The sequence below is a fragment of the Clostridium sp. AM27-31LB genome (genome assembly GCF_003480745.1).
Classification (GTDB): domain Bacteria; phylum Bacillota; class Clostridia; order Lachnospirales; family Lachnospiraceae; genus Butyribacter; species Butyribacter intestini.
In genome coordinates, this window is the sequence record NZ_QUJS01000001.1 from 602405 (window position 1) to 620163 (window position 17759).

Genomic DNA, 17759 nt, shown 5'->3' on the forward strand with positions numbered 1-17759 from the left:
CGGTGCAAGAGAGCTTGTTCTCCTGCATTGAAATTTTTATATATCGTTCAACTCAACCCTACCCCATTACAACTGTTACATCATAATGTGTCTGTCCTTTTTCATAAGGGACAACGGTTGTATTTGTAAGTTCTTTTCCGTTTACGATAAGTTTTACAACACCTTTTTCAACCTTTGAAGGATTTTCAACCTTGATATTGTAAATTCCTTCGCGGTATTTACGGGTCATTGTAAACTCTGTTCCCATCTCTGACGGGATACATGGATCGATGCTAAGTCCGTTTAATGTAGGTACTACACCGAGGATATACTGTGAAACATTTACAAATGTCCATGCAGCAGTTCCTGTAAGCCAGCTGTTCTTAGCCTGTCCGAAGAAGTGAGCATCTTTTCCTGCTATCATCTGAGAGTAAACATAAGGCTCTGTGCAGTGAATCTCGCTGATGTCCTCGATATAAGCAGGACAAGTCTTTTTGTAGATTTCAAAAGCTCTGTTTCCACGACCGATAACGGTTTCTGCACATGATACCCACGGATTGTTGTGGCAGAAGATACCGGCATTTTCTTTGTATCCTGGTGGATAAGAAGAAATTTCACCAAGCTCTACATGATATTTTGTGTAAGCTGGCTGAAGTAAAACGATACCGTATTTTGTATCGAGTTTTTCCTTTACTGAATCAAGAGCTTTTTTAGCTTCACCGGTCTCAACACCGATTCCTGCAAGTACGCAGAAGCCCTGTGGTTCAATGTATATCTGACCTTCTTCACATTCCTTAGAACCAATCTTTTTGCCGTATGCGTCATACGCACGAACAAACCAGTCGCCGTCCCAGCCGCCATCAAGTACGGCATCATTCATTGCAGCAACTTCTTTCATTGCACGGTCAGCTTCTGTCTGGTCACCTGTGTATGCACAGAGGTCTGCGTATTCTTTACCGTATTTAACGAACATTCCACCGATAAATACTGACTCTGCAACAGGCCCTTCACTAGGTCCGAATGTCTGGAAAGATTCACCCGGATGCTCTGAGAAGCAGTTGAGGTTAAGGCAGTCATTCCAGTCTGCTCGTCCGATAAGTGGAAGATTGTGTGGTCCTTTGTGGTTTACAATATAGTCGAATGAGCGTTTAAGATGTTCCATAAGAGTAACAGCTTTACTCTCGTCATTGTCGAAAGGAACCATTTCTTCAAGAATAGAAGTATCACCTGTTTCACGGATGTAAGCAGATGTTCCTGCGATAAGCCATAAAGGATCATCATTGAAACCGCTTCCTATATCAGAGTTGCCTTTCTTTGTGAGAGGCTGATACTGATGGTAAGCACTTCCGTTTTCAAACTGTGTAGATGCAATGTCGATGATTCTCTCTCTTGCACGCTCAGGAATAAGATGAACGAAACCTAAAAGATCCTGGCATGAATCCCTGAATCCCATTCCACGACCGATACCTGACTCGTAGTAAGAAGCTGAACGCGACATATTAAAGGTCACCATACACTGATACTGATTCCAAATATTTACCATGCGGTCAAGTTTTTCTTCGTCCGATTTAACGGTAAATTTAGAAAGGAGACTTTCCCAGTCAAGTTTAAGTTCGTCAAGTGCTGCATATACCTGTTCATCAGTCTTGTATTTTGCAAGAAGCTCATCAGCAGGCTTTTTATTGATAACATTAGGTGCGACAAATTTTTCATCAACAGGGTTCTCACAATATCCAAGAACGAAGATAAAGCTCTTTGTCTCATCAGGCTCAAGAGTGACATTTATCTGGTGTGAACCGATAGGACTCCATCCGCTTGCTATAGAGTTGTGTGCTTTTCCCTCCTCAACTACGGCAGGATCAGCGACACCACGGTATGCACCTAAAAATTCATCACGGCTTGTGTCAAATCCGTCTACATCAGTATTTACTGAATATACGGCAAAATGATTTCTACGCTCACGGTACTCTGTCTTGTGGTAGATAGTAGAACCTACTACCTCAACTTCACCGATATTTAAGTTACGCTGGAAGTTTGTCATATCATCCATGGCATTCCAGAGGCAGAACTCAACATAAGAGAAAAGAGTGATATTTTTTGGCTTAGATGATTTATTTGTTATCTTAAGCTGGTTTATTTCACAGTTGTCATTAACCGGAACAAAAGCTAAAAGAGATGCTTCAATATCATTTTTGCTTGATGTAAAACGGCTGTAGCCCATACCATGACGGCACTCATAAGAGTCGAGGTCTGTTTTTACAGGCTGCCAGCCGGGATTCCATACAGTATCACCGTCTTTTATGTAATAATAGCGTCCGCCCTCATCCGTAGGGATGTTGTTGTAACGGTAACGGGTAAGGCGGAGAAGTTTTGCATCCTTGTAGAAGCTGTAACCACCGCAGGTATTTGAAATAAGTGAAAAAAAATTGCTGCTTCCAAGATAGTTTATCCATGGAAGAGGTGTTTTAGGAGTTGTAATGACATACTCCTTATTTGGGTCATCGAAAAATCCAAATTTCATATTTTTCCTCCGTTCATGTTAATTATGTACTCACGGTATATTCTAAAAAAATACAGACGAAAGGATTCGGTCAGAAGATTCCGGAAGTACATTCGATTTTTAATAATCTCTACAAATTATATTCTAAAAAAGAACTAAAAGCAACAAGCATATAGCCATATAATTTGCATAAGATATACATGAAAAAATTGTTTTTTTATCAAAGAGGGGGTAATTTGTATTATTTACAGAAAAATCATGATGTTTTTTGAGATAATCTTATGTGTGTTCACCTTGTTCCTTGTGACTATGTTATGCGGTTGTGAAAGAACAGAGCAAAAGGATAAAGCGGTAGATGTAATTGCAAAAGATAATGGAAAAAATATTCAAAACACTAAAAAAACAGCATATCTTACTTTTGATGACGGACCGAGCTGCCTTACTGAAAAATATCTTGATATTTTAGAGAGTGAGGGGGTAAAGGCAACATTTTTTGTCATAGGACAGCAGATAAACGGAGAGGAGCAGACGATAAAAAGAGAAATATCGCAAGGGCATGAAATCGGAGTGCATACTTATTGTCATGAGGCAGACCGGATATATTGTAATTGTGATACATATTATAAGGATGTTATTAAAGTAAAAAATATATTAAAAAAACAGTTTGGTTATGATGCCGGTCTTGTGAGATTTCCGTGGGGAAGTGCCAATACATATATAAGCAGCTACAGGGACAATATCATACAGAGATTTAAAAATATCGGTCTTGAGTATGCAGACTGGAATGTAAGTGCCGAGGATTCAGTTGGAAATCCAACGCAGGCCTCGATAATGCAGAATATAAGAAAGGATTATGTCAGATACGACGAACCGGTAATATTGATGCACGATTCCGGTGCAAACAAGATGACATTATCAGTTTTAAATAACATTATACTCGAATTAAAAGAAAAAGGATATGGTTTTGATGTGCTCTCCAAAAGAAGTAAGTGCTGCCACTTTTATGAGAACTAATACTCAGAAAAGATATTGATTTGCCAATGGCAATGTGATAAGATTTTATATGTGTGTAAAAAAATATATAAAATGGTATATTAAAATTACATATAAAGATACTGTATGACAATTAAAGCAGACAGCGGAGGAAAAGATAGATGAAATATTTTGGAACAGACGGCTTTCGTGGGGAAGCAAATGTAAATTTGAATGTTGTTCATGCATATAAAGTCGGAAGATTTCTCGGATGGTATTACGGCAGAGAGCACAAGGCTCGTATAATAATAGGAAAAGATACAAGAAGATCAAGTTATATGTTTGAGGATGCACTTTCTTCCGGACTTACGGCAAGTGGTGCTGATGTATATCTTCTTCATGTCACACCTACACCGAGTGTTTCGTATGTAGTAAGAACGGAGGACTTTGACTGTGGAATCATGATTTCAGCAAGTCACAATCCTTACTATGATAACGGACTTAAGGTCATTAACGGAAAAGGACATAAACTTGAGGCTGAGATTGAAGAAAAGATCGAGGCATACATTGACAGCCCGGAAGATACGCTTCCTATGGCTACAAGGGAAAAAATCGGATGTACGGTTGATTATGCGATAGGAAGACACAGATATATAGGTTATCTTATGTCGCTTGCGACAAGGTCTTTTAAAAATGTCAGGGTAGGGCTTGACTGTGCGAATGGTTCTTCTTACTCAGTTGCAAAGGGTGTTTTTGATGCCCTCGGTGCAAAGACATATGCCATCGGTATGGAGCCAAATGGTATCAATATAAATGACGGATGCGGTTCGACACATATTGAAAATCTTCAGAAATTTGTTAAGGAAAATAATCTTGATGTTGGATTTGCATATGACGGAGATGCTGACAGATGTCTTGCAGTTGATGATAGGGGTGAGGTTATAGACGGAGATGCCATTCTTTATCTCTGCGGATGCTATCTGAAAGAAAAAGGTGAATTAAATAATAATACGATTGTTACAACTGTTATGTCAAACCTCGGACTTTACAAGGCTCTTGAAAGAGCCGGCATCGCATATGAGCAGACGGCAGTTGGAGATAAATATGTCAATGCGAACATGATGGAGAACGGTCATTCTCTAGGTGGAGAGCAGTCCGGTCATATTATTTTCAGTAAATATGCCGTTACGGGTGACGGAGTTCTAACATCACTTATGCTTATGGAGGTAATGCTTGAGAAAAAAGCAAAACTTTCAGAACTTAGAAAAGATTTAAAGGTTTATCCACAGCTTCTTAAAAATGTGCGTGTTGCCGATAAGCCTGCCGCAAGAGAGGATAAGGATGTTCAGGCAGCGGTAAAGAAGGTTTCGGATGAGCTTGGAAGTGAGGGAAGAATACTCCTTAGGGAAAGTGGCACGGAGCCTGTTATAAGGGTTATGGTTGAAGCGGGAACAGATGAACTTTGCAAAAAATATGTTGACGAGGTTGTCAGTGTATTGTATGCAAAAGGCCATGGGATTAAGTAAAGAATAATAAAATACATTTTTTGATATAAAAAGTATAAGAAACAGCTTGATTTTATCAGGGTATTCATGATATATTATACAAATGGTGATTTACGGGAGATTTCCCGGCAATGTTAAGGAGGAAATATTAAAATGAGTGTACAGGTAGAAAAGTTAGAAAAGAATATGGCTAAACTTACAATTGAAGTTTCAAGCGAAGAGTTTGAAAACGCAATTGCTAAGGCATACAAGAAAAATAAAAATAAAATCTCTATGCCAGGCTTCCGTAAAGGAAAAGCTCCTCGTGCTATGATTGAGAAGATGTATGGCAAGGGAATATTTTATGAAGATGCAGCCAATTCAATTATTCCTGATGCTTATGCTGACGCAGCTAAAGAGAGCGAACTTGAGATCGTTGCACAGCCTGAAATCGATGTAACACAGATTGAAAGTGGAAAACCATTTATTTTCACGGCAACAGTTGCACTTAAGCCGGAAGTTACTCTTGGCGAATATAAAGGGATTGAAGTAGAAAAGAAAGAAGTTGAAGTTACAGACGAAGAAGTAGAAGCTGAGATAAACAAAGTAAGAGAATCAAATGCAAGAATGCTCGACATCGATGACAGAGCAACACAGGATGGAGATACAGTTCTTATTGACTTTGACGGATATGTAGACGGAAAACAGTTTGAAGGTGGAAAGGCTGATGATTATTCGTTGGTACTTGGCTCACATTCATTCATTGATAACTTCGAGGAACAGCTTGTCGGAAAGAACATCGGTGATGATGTAGAAGTAAATGTTACATTCCCTGAGAATTATCAGGCAGAAGAACTCCAGGGCAAGCCGGCAGTATTCAAGGTTAAGATTAAGGAGATTAAGGTTAAGGAACTTCCTGAACTTGATGACGATTTTGCACAGGATGTATCAAACTTCGATACTATCGCAGAATATAAAGAAGACTTAAAGAAGAAACTTACAGAGAACAAAGAAGAAGCTCTTAAGAGAGAAAGAGAAGAAGCTGTTATCGGTAAGATAATCGAAAATGCACAGATGGATATTCCTGAGCAGATGGTTGATGCACAGACACGTCAGATGACACAGGAGTTTGCACAGAGACTTTCTTCACAGGGACTTTCAATCGACCAGTATATGCAGTTTACAGGTCTTACACCTCAGAAGATGATCGAGGAGCTTAAGCCACAGGCACTTAAGCGTATCCAGAGCCGCCTTGTTCTTGAAGCAGTAGTTGCAGCAGAGAACATCGAGACAACTGAGGAAGAACTTGATAAAGAGATTGAGAATATGGCTTCAATGTATCAGATGGAAGTCGATAAATTAAAAGAAGTTATTGGCGAAGAAGAGAAAAAGCAGATCGGTCTTGATCTTGCCGTACAGAAAGCAGTTGAAATAGTAACAGAAGCTGCAGTTGAGAAATAATTATTAGCTTACGTCAGCCGAATTTAGAACAGATGGTGTATATTTATATACACATCTGTTCATACGGTTGGCGTTTTGCACTATTATGCCGTTTGAAAAACAGGCACATATATAAAGGGGGAACGATAATGAGTTACAGCATACCTTATGTAATTGAAAAAACAAGTGGTGGAGAGCGTTCGTATGATATTTATTCAAGATTATTGCAGGAGAGGATTATTTTTCTCTCAAATGAAGTAAATGATGATATTGCAAGTCTTGTTGTATCACAGCTTCTTTTCCTTGAATCACAGGATTCAACAAAGGATATACATCTTTATATAAACAGTCCGGGTGGTTCGGTTAGTGCAGGATTTGCGATCTATGATACTATGAACTATGTGAAATGTGATGTCTCTACTATATGTATGGGTCTTGCCGCAAGTATGGGAGCATTTCTGCTTGCAGGCGGTGCGAAAGGAAAGAGATTTGCACTTCCTAATGCGGAGGTAATGATACATCAGCCGTCAGGCGGAGCAAGAGGTCAGGAGACAGAGATACGAATTGTAGCAGAACAGATACTTAAGACAAGAGAAAGATTAAATCAGATACTCGCTGAAAATACAGGCAAACCACTTGATGTTATCGCAGCAGATACGGAGAGAGATAACTATATGACAGCTCTTGAAGCTAAAGAATATGGTCTTATTGACGAAATAGTAACAAACAGAAAATAAAAATGTTCAGGGGAGGTCGAAATGGCAAATAAAAAAGACGATTCAAAGTTAAAGTGTTCTTTTTGTGGGAAAACCCAGAATCAGGTTCGTAAACTTATAGCCGGTCCAAATGTATATATCTGTGACCAGTGTATAGAACTTTGCTCAGAGATTCTGGATGAGGAACTCGAAATGGAGAACGATGAATATTTCGACGATAGTGATATAAATTTGCTCAAGCCAAAGGAAATCAAGAGTTTCCTTGATGAGTATGTTGTAGGACAGGATGATGCCAAAAAAGTATTGTCCGTTGCAGTGTATAATCACTACAAGAGAGTACTTTCAGGAAAAGATATGGATGTTGAGCTGCAGAAAAGTAACATTATGATGGTAGGACCTACCGGTTCCGGAAAAACATTTCTGGCTCAGACACTTGCGAAGATACTTAATGTTCCATTTGCGATTGCAGATGCAACGGCACTTACCGAAGCAGGATATGTCGGCGAAGATGTTGAGAACATACTTTTAAAGATTATTCAGGCGGCAGATTATGACATGGAGCGTGCCGAGCATGGAATTATTTATATAGATGAGATAGACAAGATTACAAGAAAAGGCGAAAATGTATCTATTACAAGAGATGTGTCAGGTGAAGGCGTTCAGCAGGCACTTCTTAAGATACTTGAGGGAACTGTTGCGAGTGTTCCACCACAGGGAGGAAGAAAGCATCCGCATCAGGAATTCTACCAGCTTGATACGACAAACATATTGTTTATATGCGGTGGTGCATTTGACGGTCTTGAAAAGATAATAGGTACAAGAATAGGACAGAAGTCCATTGGATTTAATGCAGAAATCGCAAATGAAAAAGATGATAATATCGGAGATCTTTTCAGACAGGTTCTTCCGGAAGATTTTGTAAAGTTTGGAATTATTCCGGAGCTTATCGGTCGTCTTCCGATAAATGTAGCACTTGATCTTCTTGAAGAGGAAGCACTTGAGAAAATTCTTGTTGAGCCAAAGAATGCCATCACAAAACAGTACAAAAAGCTTCTTGAACTTGACGGGGTGAAATTAAGATTTGACGATGAAGCAATAAAGGCAGTGGCAAAACTTTCGTTTGAGAGAAAGACGGGAGCCAGAGGACTTCGTGCCATTATGGAAGATGTTATGACAGATGTTATGTATGAAATTCCATCAGAGGATGACATAAAAGAATGTGTTATAACGAAGGAGGCTGTTTTAGATGGAGAGTCACCAAAACTCATTATGGAAGATAATGAGACAAAGCTTCTTACATCCGGTGAAGATGGAAAGAGTGCATAGATTTTGTGAAAATCTGAGATAAATAACGCAACAGTTCGGTGATTTATTTTTGAACTGTTACAAAGAAAAATTATTCAGAGGGATTACTTGTTAATCCCTCTTTTATATTATATAATGTATGATAAGTGTGTTTGCAGGATGGAGGAATTAACGTGGAACAAAACATAGATAACAATGAAATTTATTCAAATAATAATATTGGAAATATAAATGAATATAAGAATGTGCCTGTCGTGGCTCTGAGGGATGTTGTGGTATTTCCCGGAACGACAGTATATTTTGAAGTTGGCAGGGAAGCTACGGTAAAAGCTGTAAATGAAGCTATGCATGGCAAACAGTATATTTTTGCGGTTGCACAGAAAGACCCAAAGGTAGAGCATCCTAAGCAGAATGATCTATTTGAAATTGGAACACTGGCACAGGTTAAACAGCTTGTGACAATGCCCGGAAATGTAGTTAGAGTCATAATTGTTGGACAGGAGAAGATGAAACTTGGCAGCCTTGTGCTTGAAGACGGATATTACAAGGCAGACCTTGAAAAAGTAGAGGAGAGCAGACAGATAAGTTATGATATAGAGACGATCGCACTTATAAGAGGTCTTAAAGATTTGTTTTCTGTATATGTAAACGAGCGTGGCAGGATAAATAAAAATGTTGTTGATGAGATAATGGACTGCACTGATCTTGACAGTCTTATAAATCAGATTGCGACAGGTATGCAGGTAAATTATCAGTTTAAACAGAAAATCCTTGCGGAAACGGATATTTATCAGAGACATGAAGATATATCAGTTATCTTAAGCAGAGAGATAGGGATACTTCGCATACAGGATGATGTCGCAAAAAGAGTAAAGTCACAGGTCGAGGAAAACCAGAAAGAATATTATCTTCACGAACAGATAAAGGCGATACATAAAGAACTTGGAGATGATGATTCAGAGACGGATGCAGACAGATACGGCGAGAAGTTAAGTAAGTTAAAAGCTTCTAAGAAAGTCAAAAAGAAGATTGCTGAAGAGATAAAGAGATTTAAGCTTACTAACTCGAATTCTTCTGAAAGTGCAGTTATCAGAGGATATATAGAGACACTTCTCTCTATACCGTGGAAGAAGATGAGTGAAGACAATACTGATATAGTAAATGCAGAAAAAGTATTAAATGAGGATCACTACGGACTTAAAGATGTGAAAGAAAAGGTTATAGAATGCCTTGCCGTAAAAGCAATAAAGAAAGATGGTTACAGTCCGATAATCTGTCTTGTAGGACCGCCCGGAACAGGAAAAACTTCCATTGCCAAATCTATTGCGAGGGCAATGAACCGCAAATATATAAGAATATGTCTTGGAGGAGTCAGAGATGAAGCTGAGATAAGGGGACACAGACGGACTTATGTAGGTGCGATGCCGGGCAGGATAATCGCAGGTATAAGAAGTGCAAAAGTAAAAAATCCATTGATATTGTTTGATGAGATTGATAAGATGGGTGCTGACTATAAAGGTGATCCATCATCGGCACTTCTCGAAGTTTTAGACCCTGAGCAGAACAGGCATTTTTCGGATCATTATGTTGAACTTCCGGTAGATCTCTCACAGGCAATGTTTATATGCACCGCAAATTCGCTTGATACAATACCAAGACCACTTCTTGATCGTATGGAAATAATAGAGTTGTCGGGATATACGGAAAATGAAAAATTTCACATTGCCAAAAATTATCTTGTGGATAAACAAAGAATTGCCAACGGTTTGACAAAAGAACAGTTTAATATATCTGACAAAGGCATTTATACCATCATAGAAAATTATACAAGGGAAGCCGGAGTGAGAGGTCTTGAGAGAAAGATAGGTACTCTATGCAGGAAAGCTGCTGTGGAGGCGGCAAAAGACCAGACGGCAAAAGTAAGGATTTCTAACAGAAATATCAAAAAATTTCTTGGAAATTATAAATATACTCTTGATCTTGTTTCAGACAGTTCACAGGTAGGTATAGTAAGAGGTCTTGCATGGACTTCTGTCGGAGGTGACACTCTTGAGATAGAAGTAAACATTATGCATGGAAAGGGAGCTTTGCAGCTTACCGGAAAACTCGGAGATGTCATGCAGGAGTCGGCAAAGATAGCACTGTCATATGTAAAATCACAGGTGGCAGATATACTCGAAGATGATTTCTTTGGAAAACATGACATACATCTTCATGTTCCGGAGGGGGCTGTTCCAAAGGATGGTCCTTCGGCTGGTATCACTATGGCTACGGCGATATATTCGGCGTGCACAGGTAAAAAAGTGCGTGCGGATGCGGCGATGACCGGAGAACTTACACTTCGTGGCAGAGTTCTTCCTATAGGCGGTCTTAAGGAAAAGATACTTGCAGCTAAAGCGGCTGGGGTGAAAATGGTAATTGTACCTGAGAAGAACAGGAAAGATGTTGAGGAATTTGACGGTGAGGTTACTGATAATATTGACATAAGATTTGTCACAAATGCACCTGAAGTTTGGAAACTTGTATTAGAAAGTTAAGGAGTAATATGAAGATAAAGAGTGTTAATTTAGAGACTGTATGTGGTATAACAAGTGTGCTGCCTGAAAATGACAAGGTAGAGATAGCATTTGCCGGCAGGTCAAATGTCGGAAAAAGTTCGCTTATAAATGCTTTGATGAACAGAAAGGCATATGCGAGGACATCATCGCAGCCCGGAAAAACACAGACGATAAATTTTTACAATATCAATGAAGCTTTGTATTTTGTGGATCTGCCGGGTTATGGTTTTGCTAAAGTGTCAAAAGATACAGTGGCAAAATGGGGAAAGATGATAGACAATTATCTTGAAAATTCAAAAGTGTTGAGACTTGTATTTCTTTTGGTTGATATAAGACATAAGCCAAATGCCAATGACATACAGATGTATGACTGGTGCATAGAGTATGGCTTTAATCCTATTATCATTGCCACAAAGGAAGATAAGGTCAAAAGGTCACAGAAGGCAAAACTTATAAAAGAGATAAAACAGACACTTAATGTTGTCGATGGAACTCCGGTCATTCCATTTTCATCATTGACCAAAAGCGGGAGAGATGAGATAATGGAATACATTGATATGGTTTATGAAGGTTTTAATGCCGAAGAAAAACAGCAGCATAAATAACCATAGAATAATGGTATTATGCAGCATGAATGAACAATGAGTCAGGAGGGAAAATTTTGAGTAACAGAAGATATGGTAAGGTACTGTTAGGTATGTTTTTGGTTGGAATAATGATGTGTTTTTTCTATAAGGATGCATCGGCATTTGGAAATCTTTTAAAGAGCAGCGAGACAAGCGTGTATGCGGGGACGATAGTAAATCTGAGGGATTTTGTTGACGATACATATATATTTGACAATTATGGAGAAAACTATAGCAGGAAAGAAGATAAACAGTTACTTTCATATCAGTTTAACATTGCCAATAGAGATGAGGAATGTGCAGCGTTAGACAGTGACGGAAATCTCACAACGAAGAAGCCCGGAACTGTTATCGTTGATATAAAGTTTTCATACAAAAATAATCTTTCTATTGTTCCGTTTACGGTTAATATAATGGAGCCTGAAAAACTGAATGTAAGTTACGGAAATACCTCATCAATAGAGGCTGCATCAATCTATGACAAGGATAATTATACATTTATCTCAGATAAAGACAGCGTATCTGTAAATGATACAGGTGATGTGACGGTACAGGGATTTAAGAGTTCTACTATTTATGCTAAAGGAAGAAAAGGTGAAAAGATAGCAGTTGCAGATATATCTGTAAATACACCGAGTTCAGTTGAGGATGTAGTTGTAAGAGCTGTAGGAACAGAACCATATACACCGGAGATAAATGACTATACGAGTTTATCGGATGATGTACCTGTAAAGTGGCTTTCGGATGATGAAAATGTAGTGAAGGTTACGGATGGACAGCTTGAGGCAGAAGGAATAGGCAATACAAATGTAAGTGCCGTCATAACAGCTAAAAACGGAGATGTAGAAAAAGTGGAAGTTCCGGTTACGGTTACAAATCCTATTATGGCTAAAAGTAAAATGGTAGTCGCAGTAGGTGGAAAAAAGGCGCTGGCACTTAACGGAACTTGTGCGAACAGTGCAGTAAAATGGAAAAAATCATCTTCTAAAAAAGTATCATTTACTGATGATGGAAAGATTTTTGCGACAAAAAAGGGAAGCGATAAGATAACTTTTTCGGTTGATGGAAAAGAGATAAGCTGTAATGTTAAGGTGACAAATCCATCTTTGAAATATACAAATCTGATAACTTATAAAGGCGGCAGCAGAAAGATTGCCGTAAATGGTACGGTAGACGGCAGCAGCATGAGTTTTACAAGTAAAAATGCGTCGATGGCGGCAGTGACTGCAACAGGTGTCATTAAAGCTAAAAAAACAGGTCATGTTAAAGTAGTTGCCAATGTAGATGGAAAAAATATAACAGCAAATGTGGAGATAGCATCTGCAAAAGCATATAATGCAGCTAAAAAAGAAATTGCGATTTCAAAGACAAAGACAAGATACAGTCAGGCAAGAAGAATGTCAGCACATTACTATGACTGCAGTTCTATTGTATGGAGAACATATAAGAGATATGGTGTAAACTTTGGAGTAAATTCATCGTGGGCACCTACGGCGGCAAGTATGGGATACTGGTGTCAGAAAAACAATAAAGTTATATACAGAACAGGAGTATCATCATCAAAATTATTGCCGGGAGACATAATATTCTATTCATATCAGAGAAACGGAAGATATAAGAATATAAGCCATGTTGAGATGTATGTTGGAAATGGAAAGAGTGTTTCGGCAAGCAGTTCGCATAATAAGGTTATTCATTATGCCTATAAAAACAGATCTGTAGTAATGATTGCAAGACCAACGAAATAGTGGTACACTATATCATAAAATGTATTGTGATGTACGGCAAATTGTAACGATTGTAACATGATATCATGTTACAATCTGTTTGCACTATGACATAAATTTACATATACATTACTATTATATATTTTATCAAAAGTTGGAGGATTAAAATGAAAATAGTTGTTTTAGCAGGTGGTATTAGTACCGAGAGAGATGTTTCCCTGATTTCGGGAGCGGGTATCTTAAAGGCTTTGAGGCAGAGAGGTCATCAGGCAATCCTTCTTGATGTGTTTCTCGGATATAAAAAAAGAGGCGATGATGTAAGCAATATTTTTGAAAAGTCAGATGAGATGGATGACCATGTTAATGATATACAGGCGGTAGACCCTGATATTGAGTCAGTTAAAAAGCTGAGAGATGGTGACGAAAAGGGACTGTTTGGACCTAATGTTATTGAGATATGCCGTCAGGCTGATATTGTCTATATGGGGCTTCACGGTGCAGATGGCGAGAACGGAAAGGTTCAGGCTGCATTTGATATTCTTGGAATAAGATATACCGGTTCCGACTATCTTGGAAGTGCACTTGCTATGGATAAAGGAATGGCAAAGAAAGTATTTTTACAGAGTGGCATTCCAACACCAAACGGTTTCAGTATGAAAAAATCTCAAGTGATAAAACTTCCTGATGAGATTGGTTATCCTTGTATTGTAAAGCCATGCTGTGGAGGTTCAAGTGTCGGCATGAGCATTGCAAAAAATGAGGAAGAATATAATAAGGCATTGGAACTTGCATTTAAATATGAAGCTGAGGTAGTAGTCGAGGAATACATAAAGGGAAGAGAGTTTTCCGTTGGTGTTATTGGAGGAAAGAGTCTTCCTATTATTGAGATAATTCCAAAGTCAGGTGTTTATGACTATGAGACAAAATACCAGCCGGGAATGGCAGAGGATGTTTGCCCTGCTCCGCTCTCAGATGAGATAACGGACAAAATGCAGACATATGCCATTGATGTGTATAGAGAACTTAAACTTGGTTCTTATGCGAGAATTGATTTTCTTCTTGATGCAGATGACAATATGTATTGTCTTGAGGCAAATACACTTCCGGGCATGACAGCGACAAGTCTTTTACCACAGGAAGCAAAAGTTCTTGGAATCGAGTACGGAGTTTTGTGTGAGCAGGTTATCGCACAGGCACTTGCCACATATAATGGTGAGACAGAAGAACTTCCGGCACCAGGTACGAACAGTCATTATGGAAAAGACGATTTGAAGTCATTATAATAGAGTAAAAGAAACTGCCGGTAGAGTTTTCTGCCGGCATAATAACTTTAGAAGGGAATTTTAGTTATAATGAAAAATCTTACATTAAAAAAAATATCCGAAATTTGTAATGGAAAACTTTATGCAGATAAGCGCATAGAAAATATAGAAATATCTTCGATTACTACTGACAGCAGAAAAGTTGAAAAGGATTGTATGTTTGTTGCAATAAAAGGCGAGAGAGTTGACGGCAATAAATTTATAAACGGGGCATATGAGGACGGTGCCATTGTTTGTCTGTCTGAGGATAAACCTGATAAAAATGGCATAAGCATTTCGGAAAAAAACGGATATATAGTGGTTAAGTCATGTTTTCAGGCATTGAAAGATATAGCGGAGTATTACCGTGAGGTAATGAACACAAAGATAGTTGGCATCACGGGAAGCGTGGGGAAGACTTCAACAAAAGAGATGCTTGCGGCAGTTATGTCCGAGAAATTTAATACTTTAAAGACACAGGGTAACTTTAATAACGAAGTAGGCGTGCCGCTTACATTGTTCAGGCTCAGTGAAGAACATGAACTTGCCATCGTTGAGATGGGCATAAGTGACTTTGGAGAAATGTCAAGGCTTGGAAAGATTGTAAAGCCTGATATGTGCGTTATCACAAATATAGGTCAGTGCCATCTTGAAAATTTGGGTGACAGGGACGGAGTGCTTAAGGCAAAGACGGAGATTTTTGATTATCTCAAAGAGGGCGGAAAGGCATTTCTTAACGGTGATGATGATAAACTTGCCACTGTTAAAGAGGTAAACGGTTTAGAGCCTGTTTTCTTTGGATTTGATAAAAAGAATGACATATATGCAGAGGATGTGGAATCAAAAGGTCTTGCAGGAACAGTATTTACAGCAGTTACACCGAAAGGAAAAATGAGACTTCGTGTAAATGTTCCTGGACACCACATGGTATCAAATGCTCTTGCGGCAGTTGCCATAGGTCTTGAATTGGGACTTGATGAAAAGCAGATAGCCGCAGGAGTGGCTGCATTTAAGCCGGTATCAGGTCATAGCAGTATCGTGGAGACAGACAGATTTACGATAATGGATGACTGTTATAATGCAAATCCTGTATCAACAAAAGCGGGACTTGATGTGCTTGCAGAGGCAGAGGAGCGAAAAGTTGCGATACTCGGCGATATGTTTGAACTCGGAAGTGATGAGAGAAAACTTCACTATGAGGTTGGTGAGTATGCCGCAGATAAAGGTATTGACTGTATTGTATGTGCGGGAGAACTCGCAAAAGAATACTATGACGGTGCAAAGGCAGCAGGAAAAACAGAGGGTTTGTATTATTTTGCCACAAGGGATGAAGCCGTTGACCGATTAAAGAACATAGTAAAAGAAAATGATGCGATACTTGTAAAAGCATCACACGGAATGAAATTTGAAAAGATAGTTGAAGTTTTAAAACAGATGTGATAGAATAGTTTGCGTTAAAGCTGTTATGCTTAACATAAATATATTATTATATTTATATGATATTATTAAAGTTTAAAGGCTGTGAATGTGTAAAGTAGTCATATATCATTCATCCAGAGAGAAGATGTCCCCGGCTGAAAGCATCTTTATGTTACGGTTTATGATGAATTTCCCACAGGAGCTTCACTGTTGAATTTTATTTTTACTTGTTTCACAATATGTGTGAAAAGTAATGTTTTGGTAGACAGTGACGGGGTTAGCGACCGTTATCAGCAAATTAAGAGTTTATGTATATATTTTTATCATTGTTCATGCACAGACATGAAAATGATAATATATCACATGAAAATCAGGGTGGTACCGCGGTACTTAAGATAAGTAAGAGCCGTCCCTGACTGTAGTGCAGTCCGGGAGGTACCTTTATATATAATATTAGACTTTCCGTATTGTTTTTACGGAAAGTCTTTTTGTTATGAAAGAAATGTTCTGTGAGAGGAACAGCAATCAAAAAAATTTAAAAAAGTTCCGTAAGGCTCGCACATTTATGTGTTTATATGAAAATAAAGAAAGGAAAAAAGAAATGAAAGACAAGCTTAAAAAAATTCTTGATGAAGCAATGGCACAGATTGATTCATCAGACCGTCTTGACAGACTTAATGAGATTAAAGTATCGTTTTTAGGAAAAAAAGGAGAGCTTACATCAGTATTAAAAGCGATGAAAGATGTTGCTCCTGAGGACAGACCAAAGGTAGGTCAGCTTGTAAATGAAGCAAGAAAGACTATCGAAGAAAGATTAGATGAAAAAAGAGAGATGTTTGAAAAAGCTGTTTTAGAGGAAAAACTCAAGAGTGAGACGATAGATGTCACACTTCCGGGTAAAAAACTCGCAATGGGACACAGTCATCCCAATACTATAACACTTGAAGAAGTTGAAGATATATTTGTTGGGATGGGTTATGAAGTTGTTGAGGGACCGGAGGTTGAGTATGATTACTATAATTTTGAGGCACTCAATATTCCTGACAACCACCCTGCAAAAGATGAACAGGATACATTCTATATTACAAAGGACATACTTCTTCGTTCACAGACATCTTCAGTTCAGGTACATGAGATGGAAAAAGGAAAGCTTCCTATAAGAATGATAGCACCGGGCAGAGTTTTCCGTTCAGATGAGGTGGATGCCACACATTCTCCTACATTCCATCAGATAGAGGGACTTGTTATCGACAAAAATATCACATTTGCAGACCTTAAAGGAACACTTCAGGAATTTGCAAAGAGACTTTTCGGAGAGGACACAAAGGTTAAGTTCCGTCCTCATCATTTCCAGTTTACGGAGCCTAGTGCTGAGATGGATGTTACTTGTTTTAAGTGTGGCGGAAAAGGATGCCGTTTCTGCAAGGGTTCAGGCTGGGTAGAAATTCTTGGATGTGGTATGGTTCATCCTCATGTACTTGAGATGAGCGGAATCGACCCTGAGGAATACACAGGCTTTGCGTTCGGTGTAGGTCTTGAGAGAATCACATTGTTCAAGTATGAGATTGATGACATGAGACTCTTATATGAAAATGACACACGTTTCCTTAAGCAGTTTTAAAATATGATGTTTTGTAAAAATAAAGCTAATAAGAAATATATTGATGATTTTGTGATTTTTTATATTTGAAACAAAAAATGTAAAACGAAGAAAGAAAGCAGGTATAGAGAT

Annotated in this window: 12 protein-coding genes and 1 other annotated feature; of the genes, 11 read left to right on the plus strand and 1 reads right to left on the minus strand. The window is 38.5% G+C overall.

All coding sequences use genetic code 11. From position 1 onward, the window contains the following. Positions 1–58: 58 nt before the first annotated feature. On the minus strand, positions 59–2500 hold the full coding sequence (locus DW721_RS02400) for a glycosyl transferase (RefSeq protein WP_118744680.1): 2442 nt from the start codon (positions 2498–2500) through the stop codon (positions 59–61). A 237-nt stretch (positions 2501–2737) separates the two neighbouring features. On the opposite strand from DW721_RS02400, the gene DW721_RS02405 reads away from it, so the two are divergent. The 11 genes from DW721_RS02405 to pheS all read left to right on the plus strand — a co-directional run bounded on the left by DW721_RS02405 (position 2738) and on the right by pheS (position 17648). After that, entirely contained in the window at positions 2738–3493 is a 756-nt protein-coding gene (locus tag DW721_RS02405; protein WP_118744681.1) for a polysaccharide deacetylase family protein, read from the plus strand. A 140-nt stretch (positions 3494–3633) separates the two neighbouring features. Then, a complete protein-coding gene (gene glmM / locus DW721_RS02410; protein WP_118744682.1) occupies positions 3634–4977 on the plus strand; it encodes a phosphoglucosamine mutase in 1344 nt (447 codons plus the stop codon). 132 nt (positions 4978–5109) lie between these two features. Beyond that, complete coding sequence (gene tig / locus DW721_RS02415; protein WP_118744683.1) at positions 5110–6396, plus strand: trigger factor; 1287 nt, start codon at positions 5110–5112, stop codon at positions 6394–6396. A 128-nt stretch (positions 6397–6524) separates the two neighbouring features. After that, the gene (gene clpP / locus DW721_RS02420; protein WP_022014935.1) at positions 6525–7112 is read left to right on the plus strand and encodes an ATP-dependent Clp endopeptidase proteolytic subunit ClpP; all 588 of its coding nucleotides are present in this window, start codon (positions 6525–6527) and stop codon (positions 7110–7112) included. Between the two features lie 21 nt (positions 7113–7133). Next, on the plus strand, positions 7134–8417 hold the full coding sequence (gene clpX / locus DW721_RS02425) for an ATP-dependent Clp protease ATP-binding subunit ClpX (protein ID WP_055943604.1): 1284 nt from the start codon (positions 7134–7136) through the stop codon (positions 8415–8417). 152 nt (positions 8418–8569) lie between these two features. Next, positions 8570–10933: an endopeptidase La gene (gene lon / locus DW721_RS02430; protein WP_347560345.1), complete on the plus strand. Its 2364-nt coding sequence runs from the start codon at positions 8570–8572 to the stop codon at positions 10931–10933. A gap of 8 nt (positions 10934–10941) precedes the next feature. Next, positions 10942–11559: a ribosome biogenesis GTP-binding protein YihA/YsxC gene (gene yihA / locus DW721_RS02435; protein WP_022014939.1), complete on the plus strand. Its 618-nt coding sequence runs from the start codon at positions 10942–10944 to the stop codon at positions 11557–11559. 56 nt (positions 11560–11615) lie between these two features. Then, positions 11616–13328 (plus strand): NlpC/P60 family protein, encoded by a 1713-nt coding sequence (locus DW721_RS02440; RefSeq protein WP_182436175.1) that lies wholly within the window; start codon positions 11616–11618, stop codon positions 13326–13328. Between the two features lie 146 nt (positions 13329–13474). Continuing rightward, positions 13475–14590 (plus strand): D-alanine--D-alanine ligase, encoded by a 1116-nt coding sequence (locus DW721_RS02445; protein WP_118744685.1) that lies wholly within the window; start codon positions 13475–13477, stop codon positions 14588–14590. Between the two features lie 69 nt (positions 14591–14659). Next, a complete protein-coding gene (murF, locus tag DW721_RS02450; protein ID WP_118744686.1) occupies positions 14660–16048 on the plus strand; it encodes a UDP-N-acetylmuramoyl-tripeptide--D-alanyl-D-alanine ligase in 1389 nt (462 codons plus the stop codon). A gap of 72 nt (positions 16049–16120) precedes the next feature. After that, positions 16121–16444: a binding site (T-box leader), on the plus strand. 184 nt (positions 16445–16628) lie between these two features. Beyond that, on the plus strand, positions 16629–17648 hold the full coding sequence (gene pheS / locus DW721_RS02455; RefSeq protein WP_118744841.1) for a phenylalanine--tRNA ligase subunit alpha: 1020 nt from the start codon (positions 16629–16631) through the stop codon (positions 17646–17648). Positions 17649–17759 lie beyond the last annotated feature (111 nt).

Coding starts and splice junctions, on each gene's coding strand:
- murF (WP_118744686.1), top strand. CDS start 14,660: ATGAAAAATCTTACATTAAAAAAAATATCCGAAATTTGTAATGGAAAA.
- tig (WP_118744683.1), top strand. CDS start 5,110: ATGAGTGTACAGGTAGAAAAGTTAGAAAAGAATATGGCTAAACTTACA.
- yihA (WP_022014939.1), top strand. CDS start 10,942: ATGAAGATAAAGAGTGTTAATTTAGAGACTGTATGTGGTATAACAAGT.
- pheS (WP_118744841.1), top strand. CDS start 16,629: ATGAAAGACAAGCTTAAAAAAATTCTTGATGAAGCAATGGCACAGATT.
- DW721_RS02405 (WP_118744681.1), top strand. CDS start 2,738: ATGATGTTTTTTGAGATAATCTTATGTGTGTTCACCTTGTTCCTTGTG.
- DW721_RS02445 (WP_118744685.1), top strand. CDS start 13,475: ATGAAAATAGTTGTTTTAGCAGGTGGTATTAGTACCGAGAGAGATGTT.
- clpX (WP_055943604.1), top strand. CDS start 7,134: ATGGCAAATAAAAAAGACGATTCAAAGTTAAAGTGTTCTTTTTGTGGG.
- DW721_RS02400 (WP_118744680.1), bottom strand. CDS start 2,500: ATGAAATTTGGATTTTTCGATGACCCAAATAAGGAGTATGTCATTACA.
- clpP (WP_022014935.1), top strand. CDS start 6,525: ATGAGTTACAGCATACCTTATGTAATTGAAAAAACAAGTGGTGGAGAG.
- glmM (WP_118744682.1), top strand. CDS start 3,634: ATGAAATATTTTGGAACAGACGGCTTTCGTGGGGAAGCAAATGTAAAT.